The following is a 15,198-nucleotide window of genomic DNA, read 5'->3' as shown; positions in this document are numbered from 1 at the left end:
ATGGATCCGTCCTTTGCCCCCTATATCGCCGTCGCGCTGATCATCCTGCTGATGGCATTCGGCGCGCCGGTATTTGCCGCGCTGGCGCTGTCCGGCGCCGTCGGTATCGTCTTGGTCGAAGATTTCGCGTTTCTGATGACGCGGCTCAAGTCGATCTCATACTCCACCACCGCCGTCTATACGCTCACGATCATCCCGCTGTTCATCCTGATGGGCAGTTTCGCGCATCATGCGCAGGTGGGTAAAAAGCTGTTCGACGTTGCCAGCCGCTGGGTCGGGCATCTGCCCGGTGGTTTGGCCATGGCCGCGATCCTGACCAGTGCCGGTTTTGCGGCCACGTCGGGGTCAAGCGTCGCCACTGCCGCCACCGTGGGCTCCGTCGCGATCCCCGAGATGAAGAAGGCGGGGTATCAGGGCAGCCTCTCGGCCGGCGCAGTCGCGGCTGGGGGCGTGCTGGGTGTGCTTATCCCGCCAAGTGTCTTGCTGATCTTCTATGCCGCGCTGACCGAAACCTCGGCAGGCAAAATGCTGGTCGCCGGGTTCCTGCCGGGGCTGCTGACCGCTATCATGTTCATGGTCGGCATCTACTTCATCGCCCGTCGCGGCGATATGCGCCACGCGGTCACCCCACGCGCCAGCTGGGGCGAGGCAGTGCGCGAAACGGGCAAAGCATGGCAGGTCATGGTGCTGTTCATCGTCGTGATGGGCGGCATCTATCTGGGCCTCGTCACCCCGACAGAGGCGGGCGCCGTCGGTGCCTTTGTCGCCTTGATCATGCTGCTGATGCACCGCCCCAGCTGGCCCGGTATGCTGGGCCGTATTGTGGCGAGCTTCCGGTCCACCATAGACACCACGGTCATGATCCTCTTTACCATGATCGGCGCCGCCGTCTTCAGCTACTTCCTGACGCTGATCCAAGTGCCCAACCAATTGGCCGAGGCAGTCGTCGGCTCTGGTCTGCCGCCGTATCTCATCGTGGCGATGTTGCTTCTGGTCTTTGTGCCGTTGGGGATGTTCCTTGATGCATTCTCGATGATGGTTATCACCATCCCGATCATGTTCCCGACGATCCAATCACTCGGCTTTGATCCGATCTGGTTCGGCATTCTCGCCGTCAAGATGTGCGAGATCGGCCTCATCACGCCGCCGGTCGGGCTGAACTGCTATGTCATCGCCGGTATTGATCGCGAAACACCCCTGCCCCAGATCTTCCGCGGCGCGCTGTGGTTTGTCCTGCTCGAGGTCATCACGATCATGATCCTCTTCGCCTTTCCGATCATCACCACCATCCTGCCGAACTGGATGGGATCTTAAGGCTTCAGCCGGCGCGCCCTCAACAGACGCGCCGGTTGCCTATCTCATGCCCGCGGTTCGCTGCGCAGGCCCTTATAAATCGTGTAGCACATCACCAGCATCAGAATACTAAATGGCACGCCGGTGGCCGTGACCCCTGCCTGCAGCGCCGACAACCCGCCGCCGATCAGCAGGACGATGGCGATCAGCCCTTCCACCACACACCAGAAAATCCGCTGCGGCACCGGCGCGTCGATCTTGCCCCCTGCGGTGATCGTATCCACCACCAGCGAGCCGGAATCCGAGGACGTTACAAAGAACACCAGCGCCAGCACGATCGCGATGGTCGATGCGGTCTTGGTGAACGGCAGCTCGTTCAACATGCCAAAGAGGCTGAGTTCGGGCGAATAGCTGTCGATCACATTGGCTTTCACCAGCGACGTCTCGGGGGAGGTCAGGATCTGGTCGATGGCGATGCCGCCAAAGACGCCCATCCAGACAAAGATGATCAGCGACGGGATCAGCAGAACGCAGACGATAAACTCCCGCACCGTGCGCCCTTTGGAGACTCGCGCGATGAACATGCCGACGAAAGGCGCCCAGGACACCCACCAGGCCCAATAGAACGCCGTCCACCCCTCGCGGTAGGCATCATCCCCGCGGCCAAAGGGGTTTGATAGCGGGATCAGCTCTTGCGTATAGGCGATCAGGCCGGTCCAGAAACCGCCAAGGCCGATCAGGGTCGGGCCTGCAAAAAGCACGAAGAGGAAGAACAGGATCGCGACGCCCATGTTGACCTCGGAGAGCACCTTCACCCCGCCGTCCAACCCGCGCCAGACCGACACAAGGGCGACAGCCGTCACCAGAATGATGATGATCACCTGAACATTCGTCGAAATCTGAAGCCCGAAGGCAAAGTTGAAGCCCGCATTGGCCTGCTGCGCCCCAAGACCCAGCGATGTGGCCAAGCCGAACAACGTGGCAAAGACCGCCAGAATATCGATGATATGGCCGGACCAGCCCCAAACCCGTTCGCCTAAAATCGGGTAGAAACAGGACCGGATCGAAAACGGCAGACCCTTGTTATAGGTGAACAGCGCCAAGGCCAGCGCCATGATCGCATATACCGCCCAACCGTGTAGCCCCCAGTGATAGAAGGTCGCCGCCAGCCCCATGGCACGGGCAGCCTCCACATTCTCCGCAATGATCGACCCGTCCGCGGCAATGGGTGACGGCACCCCAAGCGGGCCGGAAACGTTCATATGATAGACAGGTTCCAGCACGCCAAAGAACAGCAGCCCGATCCCCATACCGGCGGCAAACAGCATCGCGAACCATGCAGGGTAGGAATATTCCGGCACCGCTTCCTCGCCCCCCAAACGTACCTTGGACATGGGCAGAAAGATCAGCACGATGCAAAAAATGACAAAGAAGTTCACGATAATCATGAACATCCAGTCGAGCTTGGTGGTGGCGAAATTACGCACCGCGAGGAAGACCGCCCCCGCTTGATCAGGAAAGATCATCGTCAGAAGCACAAAAACCACCGAAGTAATCCCCGAGATCACGAAAACGGGGTTATGAATGTCAAAGCCAATGGGGCCGAGGGTGCCGTCGATATTGTCCTGACCGACCTCGAAATCAGTCTCTATCTCGCCGTTTTCTGACGTGGGGTCGATCATGCTCTCTCCATTCCTATGGCTTATTGTTCGTCTCTAATGCGCGTAAACTTGCGTGTCCCTAAGGTTGAACTAGATCGCCTTGCGGGAATGTCCTGCATAATTTGTGGTATAGGTAGAACGCCCAAGCCTCTCACAGCCGGAAACGGAGCGCCGAAGATGTGCAACCTCTACGCGAATACCCTCGCCCCGACCCTCATGCGGCAACTGTTCAAAGTGCGCCCCGAAAACGACCAGCTGGGCAATGCAGAGCCGCTGACCGCGATCTTTCCCAAGGGCACGGCGCCTGTCGTGGCGCTGGACGGCGATGGCAACCGCGTGCTGCGCAATACGCATTGGGGTTTCGTGCTGCCGCAAACCTCCAAGAAAACCGGCAAGCCGATCCAGCCCAAGGCGGTGAACAATGCGCGGGATGATAAGCTGCGCAGCTCTCCCTTCTGGAAAACCAGTTTTACCGAACGCCGCTGCCTGATCCCTGCCTCCAGCTTTTGCGAGGCGAAGGGGCGCAACCCGGCGACCTATGTCTGGTTTGGCGTGACCGGCGACACCCCGCGCCCGCCCTTCGCCCTCGCCGGGATCTGGCGCAGCTTTGCGGGCTACTACGGCACAGCGTATCGCGAGCTCACCACATCCTCGATGATCACGACCACCCCGAATGAGCTGGTGAAGGACACCCACCCCGACCGGATGCCCGCGATCCTGGCCCCTGAGGACTACGAGGCTTGGCTGACCGCACCGGCGGAGGACGCTTTCGACCTTATTAGACCCTATCCCGCGGGGAAAATGGTGATCCACCAGCAGGGCGAAGATCTGAAATCCGATCACGGCGGGGTGTAGGGCGACCTACCCTTCTTCGGGGCGCAGGGTGTAGCCCTTGGCCCACTCCTCGAATGTCTCGTCGAACTGATCCTGCGGCACATGCTCCAACCCCGGCAGCTCGCGCAGCAGAATATCGAGGTTGCGCCGATCCTGCGCCGACATCTCCGGATGCTCTCTCAGCTGCGCCAGCTTTTGCGGCAGGCGCCGTTCTTCGCGCACGGTACTGAAATAGAGCGCATAGGGAATGGCTTTGATCTGTGCCACCAACGTGGCGAGTTGCGGCAGCAGGATCTGGCTGAACTGCGCTGTACCCGGTGGATGCACATCCGACAGAGCCAGAATGGCCCGCCCGGTGGAAACCGCTTGGGTCGTTGAGTAGACGAAAGAGACCGACAGGGTCAGCACCACCATCCCCGACACACCGATCAGCGTCGCCACCACACCCCAAAGACCGCCGCTGCTCTCATAAGTGCCGCCGCCCAAGGTCGACAGCAAATGCCCGGCATAGATCGCTTTCTCAAGCACACCCGCCAGTGCGCCCGAGCTCTGCGCCACCACCGATCCCGCCTGCCCCGACAGGATCAGCGTCCAGCTGAGGCACATCAAGATGATCCACGCCGCCCCGATGCTGACCACCACAAGCGGGCCGCAGACACGATGCACCCAATTCTGTTTCGGCAAACAACGGATAAGGCAAAATGTCCCCCGCGCCACCCTTGGCGCGAGCGGACCATTGGCCCCCACCCCCAGCGTCGACATGACGACATCTGCCGTCACCACCAGCAATAAACAGATGCCAAGGATCGCTGATATCATCGCCATGCTCCTTGATCTTCAGGCCGGGCGGCCCCATAGGAAATGGCAGCCCGATCCGCATCAGGCTGCCACAAGTTGTTTCAAAGTGCGCAGGTTTTACGCCTGCTCACCAAAATCACGCCGCCGCGCGGTCAGGCGTTAGCCCGCCCAGCTTTTCGCTCAGCGCCTCATACTGCTGCGTCAGGAACTGCAATTCCGCATCCCCCGCGGCATAGGGCTCGATCGCGCGGTCATAGGCATCCAGCACATCCGCCTCGTGTTTGCGCACCTGCGCCTCGATCCCATCAGGCCCCTCGATCCCGGCCGAGGTCCAATCCAGCGCGGAATAGAGCCGCTTTGGCTCTTCCAACGCGCTCGTGTCAATGCCTGCGTCCGAAAGATATTTCTCAACCTGAGCGATATTCTCCTTACGCATAGCGGTAATCTCGCTCACCAGATCCTTACCCGCGCCATCGTCGAGGTCATCCAACGCTGTTTCATAAGCCGCCTGCGTCCCGCTCAGCACCCGCCAAAGCTCACTCATCGCGTCATTCTTGCTCTGCATACTCACACCTTTAGCTATGATTAATGGGAAGCTTCACCGGTGTCGGAAAGACCGGTAAGTCGTTGATATCGTGATTATTATTTCCGAAGAGTTAACACGCGCTGCAGGCTTTGGTTCCGGTGAGTTTAGCTGAACTGGGGGATTTTTGCCTGTGAAGCGAAAGGCGAAGAAACAGTCCCATGTTTCCAAGGACTTTCACCTGTAACTACCGGCTCCAGCAACCATTTCGCGAGATAGCGCACCACCGGCACCGCAACTCCGTCGCCGGTCAGCTGATACGCCTCCAACGCCTTTTCGGGCAGCACATAGCTGTCACGCAACCCCATAAGCCGCGCCGTTTCACGCGGCGACATCACGCGCGATCGGATCGCCTCGGGCAACAATACAAGCAGATGCTGAAGAGAGGACCCACCACCCGGCGTGCGCAGACACCCCGCCAGATCGTCAAAGCGCACCTCGGCCCGCTGAAACTTCTGCCCCTGCTCAACCCGCGTGCGTTTGTATATCGTGCCGATCACCATGCCGCCCTGCGCTTTGGCCAAGGCCACCTTTTGCAGATGCGTCTCGTTCATCATCAGCAGCAGCCTGTTGGTCTTCAGCGGCGTATCCCAATTGTCAGCTGGCAATCCCGTTTCAATCACATCAGCAAGCTGCAAAACCCGCGGCGCAGGGGTCGGCATCGCCCACCACCGCCAGTGTTTCTGCAGCCGCTGCGGCAAGCGTTGGTATGCCGTCACAATCGCCGGAGGATGCCACGGGCTCTGCGGGCCCGAAGCGACCACGGCATCAGGCGGCGTCACCCCCCTGTGGACCGCAATGATAAACAAACGCGGACGCGACTGCGGCAGAAAATCCGCAGCATCCATCACCACGGCCCCCAGATCATAGCCCAGCTCCGCGACCGCCCGGCAAAGAGCTATAAAGTCCGCCCCGCCGTTTGCGCTCAGCGTCCCCAACACATTCTCCAACACGATCAAGGGCGGCACCCGCCCCTGAACCTTGAGGTCATGCAGCACCCCGATCAAAGACCAGAAGCTCCCCGATCGTTGCCCCGCAAGCCCCGCCCCCGTTCCGGCGACCGACAGATCCTGGCAGGGGAAAGACCCCCATACCAGATCCGGTACATCGGGAAGATCGGCAGAGGCCAGCGCCGCAATATCCGCCAAAACAAGCGCGTCCCCACCCCAGTTACGCCGATAGATACGCGCTTTCTGGGGAGAGACTGAGCTACTCCCCATTTGTTGGACAGGATCTGGCGTAATTTAAGCTACTCTTTGCACCTGCTGATCGGGTTGTGTTTCTTCGTTTTGCTGCCAGTAGATCACAGCGGATGGTTTGCCGCCAAGGGCAGAATGTGGGCGCTAGTGATTGTAGAAGTCAATCCACCTCCCGACGCCCGCTTTTGCGTCTGAGCCGGTTTCCCAGGCATGCAGGTAGACACATCCATATTTCAGGGACCGCCAAAGCCGTTCGACGAAGATATTGTCGAGGAAGCGGTCCTTCCCATCCATTGAGATGCGGACATTTGATCGTCGTAGCCGGTCTGTCCAAACAAATGATGTGAGCTGACTGCCTTGATCCGTATTCATAATCTCTGGCGGGCCGAACTTGTGGATCGCTTCGTTCAACGCATCGACACAAAAACCAGCCTCCAGCGTGTTGGAGATGCGCCAAGCCAATACCTTGCGTGTGTGCCAGTCCATGATCGCGACCAAGTAAAGGAATCCACGACGCATTGGCAGATAGGTGATGTCAGCGCACCAGACCTGATTGGGCCAACCCACGCGAAGGCCGCGCAACAGGTAGGGATAAATCTTGTGTCCCTTCGCTGCCTTGCTGGTGTTGGGCTTCTGGTAAATCGGCATGAGGCCCATCAACCGCATCAGGCGTCTGATCCGCTTCTCGTTGACCACGTGATCATCATTACGCAGGTGCCACGACATTTGTCGAACACCGTAAAACGGCGTTTCCAGAAACTGCTTGTCGATCACGCGCATCAGGTCGAGGTTCATCTCGGTCTCGCCCTTCGGTTCATAGTAAAAGGACGACCGCGAGATCGACAGCAAGGTATATTGTTTGCCAACAGAAAGACCTAGCAGGTTCGGTTCAATCATCCCGCGCTTCACTTGCCGGTCCAGGGATTGAGCTTTCTTGCCAAAAAATCATTGGCGACGGCCAACTCCCCGATCTTGGCGTGGAGGTCTTTGACCTGCTCTTCATCGACTTCTGGTGCCTTCCGGCCATCGCGCTCAAATACGCCTGACGCGCCTTCAAGCAGAGCACGTTTCCATTGATGGATCATCGTCGGGCGGACCCCAAACCGACTGGCCAACGCGCTGACCGACTCTTCGCCTTTCAGCGCTTCCGACGCCACCTTGGCCTTGAACTCTGGATGATGTTGCTTCCGTTTCGACATTCCTGATCTCCTTCGTGTTGAAGATCAGCAGACAGAAAATTGCAGCTTGCGTCAGTGTCCAAAGTTCGGGGGGTAGCTCAGCCTCAGGCAAACCATTCATCAAGGCGGCTGCACCAGTATAATCACTAACTTGTCCTGCTGTGATGAAGAAACGGATTGGTCGTCCGCTGGTGTCTGTGATTTCGTGCAACTTGGTATCCATACCGCCCTTGGTCTGCCCGATCAGGCGTCCTCGCCCCCTTTTTTACCGCAGGCTGCAGGCCGTACGATGTGCCTTGAGGTAGGTGCGTCGATTGAGATGGTTTTGTTGTCTGGGGCCTGCTCGGTCAGCCCCATCATGATCCGCGTGAATACGCCCATATCACTCCAGCGCTTCCAGCGGTTGTACAACGTCTTGGGCGGACCATACGCAGCAGGCGCATCGCACCAGCGTAAACCATTGCGATTGATGAAAATAATGCCACTCAAAACACGACGATCATCCACCCGAGCGCGACCTCGGCTCTTTCAAAAGTACGGCCGAAGCCGCTGCATTTGCGCCTCCGTCAGCCAATAAAGATTGCTCATCATATCCCCCTAAAACTGGGGACCGTGGATCATGACAGCGCCAGAAGCTCAGTCAGTTAATGGGTCCTGACCCTAAGTCCCGCACACCGGACATCTACAAATGCTGTAGCGAAGGGCCGCTCACCGTCCAATTGTTGGTCACCACCTGATTGGTCCAGCGTTCTTTGACGACAGGTGACTTCACCGTCGGGCTGAATTACCCTCTTCCTTCGCGACCGAAACAAGAAATAGAGGCTCTTCGTGAACACGCGCTTTTTAGAGACATTCGTCACAGTCGCCAACTTGGGCAGTTTCCGAGCGGCGGCCGAGCAATTGAATGTGAGCCAAGCGACGGTCTCCAGCCGGATTTCGTCGCTGGAGACGGACCTCCAGGTCGACCTGTTTGACCGTGAGTTTCACGCCACCCGGATCACGGTGGCCGGGGCCATGATTCTTGAAACAGCGCAAGAGATGCTCGCGACGGAGCGCAATCTGCGCGCCACCTTGTCCGATCCGACCACCGCCGTGGGGCGGGTGCGTCTGGGGCTGGTATCTTCGGTCGTTCATACTTGGCTTTGCGATCTGATCGAAGAGGTGGCGCGCTGCTATCCCCGGCTAGAGCTTGAACTGACGGTTGAGCCAACGCCGAACATCGCGGCCGCCTTTGAACGCGGTGCTTTGGATATGTTGCTGACAACAGATGACCGCCATGATCAAACCTGTGTCTGCGCCGACTTACCGCCGCTGGCCATGGGCTGGTTCGGGCCAGAGGGGATGCGCGACGAAAAACTCTCCCTCGCTGATGTTGTCACCAGCCCGCTGATCACCTTCACCCGCAATTCGCGCCCCCATGCCAATGTACTCGCGCTTTTCAGCGATCGCGGCCTGCGGCCTTCGATCGTACATTGTATCACATCAATGGCCGCGATTGCCCGTTTGACACAGCGCGGACTTGGGATTGCGACCATGCCACTGGCCTGTGATTTGGCCGGGCCAGGTATTTACGAGCTTGATGTCGATGCGGAACTGCCGCCGCTGCCGCTGTATTGCATTTGGCGGCGCAGTTCCGATGTGGCCACTTACAAGGCAATCGCCGATCTTGCGCGGGACTGTGCAGAGCGTCATCAGCGCCAAACCTGACGCGGTGTGAACCGGCCTGATCGGAAAACCCTATCACCCCCCCCTGAATAATCCCGTTTGTCGTTGGGCCCCATCTCGGCAAGGGTGCCCCAACAACAATCGACAGAGCTTGACCGCACCTCGACGGAGGCGGGCCGCGCCCCGCCACGTGACGGGAAAGCTATGTCCAAGATCAGGACGCAGAATGAGCAATATCCGTACAACCGATCAGGCACAGCTTTTCGTCTGGAGCGATATCGACCCAGATCATGAAGCAGATTTCAACCAGTGGTATGACAGAGAGCATATGGAGGAGCGCGTTCGTATTCCGGGCTTCACCGGTGCGCGGCGCTATCGTGCGGTATCCGGCTCGGCTCGGCGCTACCTCGCGCTTTACCGCGCCAGCAGCCTTGCCGATTTCACCTCCGACGCCTACCGCAAAGCCTTTACCAAACAGACCCAGTGGTCGATCACCAACTTCGGTCGGATGTCCAACACCCGCCGCCGGGTGATGCAGGTCGCGCAAGAGGGCGGCTTTGGCTGGGGCGGCGCACTGGTGCTGATCGAACTGGTGCCGAATGCAATGGATACCGACGCCGTCAGCACCGTGCTTGGCAAGTTGATGGCCGAGGAAGGCGTGCTGCGCGTGCATCACATGATCCCCGACGAGACCCTTTCGACCCCGCTGCCGTCCGAAACCATCGAAGGGCGCGTTCTGGCCCCTTGCATCGCGATAGATGTGACGTCAGAGCCTATCGCCGAAGCGACCCTGCGCCAACTGACCGAGCAATTGGGCGGCGCGGTGCGCGAGGCCGAAACCTTCCGCCTGATGTGGTCATTGGATGCGCAGGACCTGCCCGCATTAGAAGACTGAGTGAACCACCCTGCCCTGCCAAAACGGCAGGGCAAGAACAACAAACCACCCCAACAGGAGATACCTCACATGAAACACCTTCTCATCGGAACTGCGATCGCAGCCCTGACAGCCGGTCTGGTCCATGCCGAAACGTGGAAAATGTCAGCGGACGCACCAGACGGCAACTATCTGACCCAGAACATCCGCGCCTTTGCCGATGACGTGGCCCGCCTGTCGGATGGCGCGCTGGAAATCGACGTTGTGTCGAACTCGGTCCTGCTCAAGCGCCCCGAACTGAAGCGCGGCGTGCAGCGCGGCATCGTTCCCATCGGCGAGGTCCTGATCTCGGCCCTTGGCAACGAAGACGCCGTTTACTCTGCCGATGCCGTGCCGCTTTTGGCGACCACATTCGACGAGGCCCGCGCGCTTTGGGAAGCCTCCCGCCCCATCTACGAAGAAAAACTGGCCGAAGATGGACTGGTTCTGCTGTTCGCCGCCCCTTGGCCACCGCAAGGCGTCTACATGAACCAAGAGGTGACCGACGGCTCCTCTTTCGACGGGGTGAAATTCCGCGCCTACAACCCATCGACCGCGCGTCTGGCCGAGCTTTTGGGTGCCGTTCCCGCTACCATCGCCACCTCCGAAATCAGCCAAGCCTTCTCGACCGGGGTCATCAACGGTATGATCACCTCGCCGTCGACGGGTGTGGACAGCCAAGCCTGGGATTTCGTGTCGCATTACTATGACGTTCAGGCCTTCCTGCCCAAGAACATGGTGATCGTGAACAAAGGGGCCTACGACGGTCTGTCTGACGAGGTGAAAACCGCACTGCAAGAAGCGGCTGAACTGGCAGAAACCCGTGGCTTTGAAATGGCCGAAGTGGCCACTACCGAAGCGACAAATACAATGGCTGACAATGGCATGAACGTGCTGCCGACCCCCGAAGGACTGGCCGCCGACTTCGAGACGATTGCCGCGACCATGCGTGCAGAATGGCTGGAACAGGCAGGTGAAGACGGTCAAAAGATCGTCGATGCGTTGAACTGATCCAAGCAGGCTCGGGCTGTCAAGCGCCCGGGCCTTTGTGCAAACAGCTAGGGGTGTCCCTACCCCGCCCGCCCCACCAATCCGGAGCCCCCCGCCATGTTGCTAACCCGCCATTTATTCAACTTTTGCGGAGTCTTGGCCGCGCTGTCCCTTCTGGGGATCGCGGCCCTGATCCTGTCGCAAATCGGCCTTCGCCTGATGGGAAGTCAAATCCCGTCGGCGGATGATTTCGCGGCATGGGGGCTGAGCGCGTCGATTTTCCTTGCGCTGCCGGCGACCCTGATACGGGGCGATCATATCCGCGTCACCTCGCTACGCCAGCTGATGCCGGATCGTCTGGGACATATCGCTGACATTCTGGCCGCTGCCTTTGCCACCGCGATGATGGGCTGGGTCGCTTGGGCGATCTTTGGCTATGTCCACGAAAGCTGGACCTACAACGAAGTCAGCCAAGGTGTGGTGGCCGTTCCGCTTTGGTGGCCTCAATCTGCGATGGTTTTGGGGTCGGTGCTCTTTGCGCTAGCCTTTGCCGAGCGCACGCTGCGCCTCATCCTCGGCCTACCGGTCGAGAGCGACGATACAAACGAACAAGGTCGGGGCGAATAACCATGGATATTTTTCTGCAATCCGCCGTTCTGGTCGTGTCCCTGCTCGTCCTTTTGGGCTTGGGCATCTGGGTTGGCGTGGCACTGATGGCGTCGGGCGTCGTGATCTTCATGATGTTCACCTCGACGCCGGTCGATGCGATCCTCGGCACCACCATGTGGGCGCATTCCGCCAGCTGGACACTAACGGCGCTGCCGCTGTTCATCTGGATGGGCGAAATTCTCTACCGCACCCGTCTGGCCGAAGACCTGTTTTCCGGTCTCGCCCCTTGGGTCGGGCGGCTGCCCGGTGGGTTGGCGCATGTCAACGTTGCGGGCTGCGGGATCTTTGCCGCTGTGTCGGGATCATCGGCAGCCACCACCGCCACCGTTGGCCGCATTTCCCTGCCCGAGCTGAAATCGCGCGGCTATGCCGACCGTCTTGCCATCGGCTCTTTGGCTGGATCGGGCACGCTTGGCCTGTTGATTCCGCCGTCGATCGTGATGATCGTCTACGGCGTCGCGGCCCAAGTGTCCGTGAACCGTCTGTTCATTGCGGGCGTGGTGCCGGGGCTGATGCTCATGGCGTTGTTCTCGGGCTATATCGCCATCTGGGCAAAAATGAACCCCGATGGCGTGCCCGCCCCCGAACCTCGCCTACCGATCGCTGAGCGCCTGCACCGCCTGCGCATGTTGCTCCCGGTGGTCGGTTTGATCATCGGGGTCATCGGGTCGATCTATGCCGGGGTCGCCACCGCGACCGAAGCCGCCGCCATCGGTGTGGCCGGGGCGCTCATCATCGCGGCCTTTGGCCGGTCGCTGAACCGCGACAGTTTCATCGCCTCGCTTTTTGGGGCCACACGCACCTCTGCCATGATCGGCCTGATCCTGCTTGGCGCGGCCTTTCTCACTTCGGCCATGAGCTTCTCCGGCTTGCCCGGGCAACTGGCCGAAATCATCTCTGACAGTGGGTTGGGCGCACCGGGGTTGATTGCTGTGCTGACGGTGTTCTTCGTGCTGCTTGGCTGTTTCCTAGACGGAATCTCCATCGTGGTGCTCACGACCTCGGTTGTGATGCCCGCCGTGGCTGCCGTTGGGATCGATCCGGTATGGTTCGGGATCTATCTGATCATCGTAGTCGAAATGGCGCAGATCACGCCGCCGCTGGGGTTCAACCTGTTCGTGATCCAGAACCTGACAGGCAAGTCGATCTTCGAGATCACTCGTATGATCGTCCCCTACTTCTTGATCCTTGTGCTGGCCGTAATCTTGCTGACGGCTTTCCCCGGCATCGCGACATGGCTTGTAGAGCAAACGATTTAAAGGCTGATTTGATGACACAGACCCCTCAATCTCTCCTCGACGCGGCCCGCGCGCGCGCTTTGGCGCCCGATTTCACCCGCACCTTCGATGATCCGGTCGAAGGCGAAGGCCCGCTATCAGGGCTGAACGTAGCAGTCAAAGACCTGTTCGACGTGCGGGGCCAAGTCACCCGTGCAGGATCGCTGGTCCGTAAAGACGCGTCACCCGCCATCAAGGACGCTGTGGCGGTCGCGCGGCTGCGCGGTGCAGGTGCGGGGCTCGTTGGTCACGCAAATATGACGGAATTCGCCTATTCCGGTCTTGGCCTGAACCCACATTACGGCACCCCCCTCACCCCGTTGAAAGAAGGCTGTATCGCGGGTGGATCGACCTCGGGCGGTGCCTCTGCCGTCGCGCGAGGTGTGGCTGACATCGCGCTTGGGACAGACACCGGCGGCTCCGCACGTATTCCGGCGGCCTTTTGCGGGTTATTCGGGTTCAAAGCGACAGCGCAAACGATCTCTCGCGAGGGGGCGGTGCCGCTGTCGCATTCGCTGGATAGTGTCGGGGTGCTAACCCGAGACGTTGGCCTGCTGCGGCCGGTGTTGAACGTGCTACGAGACCGACCGCTTCCCGCGTCCTCTGCACCGCGTGCAGTCATCGTGCCAGAGAACTTCGGCATGGACGGGTTGGATGCCGAAGTCATCGACGCCTTTGAAGCCGCGCTCGAGGTGCTTCGGGCATCTGGCGTCAGCGTACGACGACAGACCCTCGATTTTTTCGAGGACTACCGCGCCCTACCCGTTTGGCAATTCTCGGCAGTCGAGTCCCGCGCCCACCACGGGGCCTATTTTGATCAGACACGTACCGAGCTTGATCCGCGCGTCGCCTCGCGTATGGCCCGGGCGGACGGCGTCACCGGCATCGAATTCGCCCGCACGATAGCCGCGCGGGAAGCACTGATCGCGCGGGCAGACCGGCTCTTTGGCGACACGCCCGTGGCCTTGCCAAGCGTGGCCATCATGCCGCCGAAGCTGGATGATCTGAACGACGACGCGACCTATGACCGGATCAACCTGCTGGCGCTGCGCAACACCAGCCTTGCGAATGTGATCGACGGCTGTTCGGTCAGCATACCCATCACTGGTCACCCCGGCACGGGGCTGATGCTGACCGCTCCGGCAGGCCGGGATGCGATGCTCATCACCATGGCCGAAACATTGCAGAGCGCATTGTGAGCGAAACGACGAAACGCCCTTGCGCCTATGTGGCCTTGGGCACGCAACGCTACCGCGTGCGCCATGTCAGCGATCCAATGCTGTCGGGCCTTTCCGATGTCGCGGTCTTGGGCGACAGGATCGTTGTTCTCAGGCGGCAAGCGCCCGAGCTGGTCATACTCGGGCCAAACGGTGCAATGAGTGGCGAGGGCACCGATCTGCCGCAGTTCGTATGCGGCCACGGGCTGCGCGCCATCTCTGCGAACCAATTGGCCGCCACGGACATGGATGGCCACAAGATCGTGCTACTTGATGAAACGATGCACGAGATCACGCGGATGGACTGCGCGGAGCGGCCGGGCCTGGGGCGCCCCTTCAACCATCCCTGCGACTGCACCCAAGGTCCCGACGGCCGCTATTATGTAGCTGACGGATACGGGAACAGCGCGGTTCACATTTTTGACCCGGAACTGCGCCACCTCAAGACCTTTGGACACCCCGGTGCTGAACCGGGCGCGTTCTCGACCCCGCACAGCCTGTTGTTCGACGGCCAAGGCAGGCTCTGTGTAGCGGACCGTGAGAACAACCGCGTTCAGCTTTTTGATGGGGATGGCACTTGGCTGGGTCAGATTGAGGGATTGCACAAGCCGATGGCGCTAGCTCTAACGCCAGATGGCCTATTGCTGGTCAGTGACCAGACCCCGCGTCTGTCCGCTTATACTCCGAGTGGTGAGTTGGTCGGTCGCTGTCGCACCTTTTCAACCTTTGGTCACGGATTGGCTGTTCAGCGCGATGGGACCATCATCATCGCAGAAATGAACCCAGACCGTGTCACCTTGCTGATCCCGGTGCCCGACGTGGATACATTCTGACCTACCACTGGAATGCAAACGACAGTTGACTAAAGTATCTAAGATTTCGCGGTGAGCTGCGCACGGTGTCGCTCGGCGCGCATGCAGC

13 protein-coding genes and 2 pseudogenes are annotated in these 15,198 nt (G+C 59.8%); 9 read left to right on the top strand and 6 right to left on the bottom strand.

Features of this window, described 5'->3' with window-relative positions; all coding sequences use genetic code 11:
• Entirely contained in the window at nt 1–1,314 is a 1,314-nt protein-coding gene (locus AADW22_RS17980; protein ID WP_407474859.1) for a TRAP transporter large permease, read from the top strand.
• 44 nt (nt 1,315–1,358) lie between these two features.
• Here the strand turns inward: AADW22_RS17980 and AADW22_RS17975 are convergent, their stop codons facing one another.
• Nucleotides 1,359–2,975: a BCCT family transporter gene (locus tag AADW22_RS17975; protein ID WP_407474858.1), complete on the bottom strand. Its 1,617-nt coding sequence runs from the start codon at nt 2,973–2,975 to the stop codon at nt 1,359–1,361.
• Nucleotides 2,976–3,131: 156 nt separating this feature from the next.
• On the opposite strand from AADW22_RS17975, the gene AADW22_RS17970 reads away from it, so the two are divergent.
• On the top strand, nt 3,132–3,809 hold the full coding sequence (locus AADW22_RS17970; protein ID WP_407474857.1) for an SOS response-associated peptidase: 678 nt from the start codon (nt 3,132–3,134) through the stop codon (nt 3,807–3,809).
• A gap of 6 nt (nt 3,810–3,815) precedes the next feature.
• Here AADW22_RS17970 and AADW22_RS17965 read toward each other — a convergent pair whose 3' ends face one another.
• From AADW22_RS17965 to AADW22_RS17945, 5 genes and pseudogenes are all read right to left on the bottom strand, one after another.
• Entirely contained in the window at nt 3,816–4,607 is a 792-nt protein-coding gene (locus AADW22_RS17965; protein WP_407474856.1) for a hypothetical protein, read from the bottom strand.
• Between the two features lie 115 nt (nt 4,608–4,722).
• Entirely contained in the window at nt 4,723–5,151 is a 429-nt protein-coding gene (locus AADW22_RS17960) for a hypothetical protein (protein WP_407474855.1), read from the bottom strand.
• A gap of 125 nt (nt 5,152–5,276) precedes the next feature.
• Complete coding sequence (locus AADW22_RS17955) at nt 5,277–6,389, bottom strand: DNA cytosine methyltransferase (RefSeq protein ID WP_407474854.1); 1,113 nt, start codon at nt 6,387–6,389, stop codon at nt 5,277–5,279.
• A 24-nt stretch (nt 6,390–6,413) separates the two neighbouring features.
• Nucleotides 6,414–7,567: pseudogene (locus AADW22_RS17950) on the bottom strand (IS3 family transposase).
• 76 nt (nt 7,568–7,643) lie between these two features.
• Nucleotides 7,644–8,134: pseudogene (locus AADW22_RS17945) on the bottom strand (IS5 family transposase); the annotation flags it as partial.
• A gap of 240 nt (nt 8,135–8,374) precedes the next feature.
• Between AADW22_RS17945 and AADW22_RS17940 the strand changes: the two are divergent.
• The 7 genes from AADW22_RS17940 (at nt 8,375) to AADW22_RS17910 (ending at nt 15,110) form a co-directional block, all read left to right on the top strand.
• The gene (locus tag AADW22_RS17940) at nt 8,375–9,253 is read left to right on the top strand and encodes a LysR family transcriptional regulator (protein ID WP_184584276.1); all 879 of its coding nucleotides are present in this window, start codon (nt 8,375–8,377) and stop codon (nt 9,251–9,253) included.
• A 184-nt stretch (nt 9,254–9,437) separates the two neighbouring features.
• A complete protein-coding gene (locus tag AADW22_RS17935; RefSeq protein ID WP_037942140.1) occupies nt 9,438–10,106 on the top strand; it encodes a DUF4286 family protein in 669 nt (222 codons plus the stop codon).
• 69 nt (nt 10,107–10,175) lie between these two features.
• Nucleotides 10,176–11,135: a TRAP transporter substrate-binding protein gene (locus AADW22_RS17930; protein WP_407474853.1), complete on the top strand. Its 960-nt coding sequence runs from the start codon at nt 10,176–10,178 to the stop codon at nt 11,133–11,135.
• Nucleotides 11,136–11,231: 96 nt separating this feature from the next.
• Entirely contained in the window at nt 11,232–11,741 is a 510-nt protein-coding gene (locus AADW22_RS17925; RefSeq protein ID WP_051843852.1) for a TRAP transporter small permease, read from the top strand.
• Nucleotides 11,742–11,743: 2 nt separating this feature from the next.
• Nucleotides 11,744–13,042: a TRAP transporter large permease gene (locus AADW22_RS17920; protein ID WP_407474852.1), complete on the top strand. Its 1,299-nt coding sequence runs from the start codon at nt 11,744–11,746 to the stop codon at nt 13,040–13,042.
• Between the two features lie 11 nt (nt 13,043–13,053).
• Nucleotides 13,054–14,259: an amidase family protein gene (locus AADW22_RS17915; protein ID WP_407474851.1), complete on the top strand. Its 1,206-nt coding sequence runs from the start codon at nt 13,054–13,056 to the stop codon at nt 14,257–14,259.
• Entirely contained in the window at nt 14,256–15,110 is an 855-nt protein-coding gene (locus AADW22_RS17910; RefSeq protein ID WP_407474850.1) for a hypothetical protein, read from the top strand. The genes AADW22_RS17915 and AADW22_RS17910 overlap by 4 nt, the downstream gene beginning before the upstream one ends.
• Nucleotides 15,111–15,198 lie beyond the last annotated feature (88 nt).

Origin of the sequence: Sulfitobacter sp. PM12, from assembly GCF_045586035.1 — a bacterium.
Taxonomy (GTDB): domain Bacteria; phylum Pseudomonadota; class Alphaproteobacteria; order Rhodobacterales; family Rhodobacteraceae; genus Sulfitobacter; species Sulfitobacter pontiacus.
The sequence above is the reverse complement of the archived record's forward strand: the minus strand, read 5'-3'. Positions and strand labels throughout refer to the sequence as shown.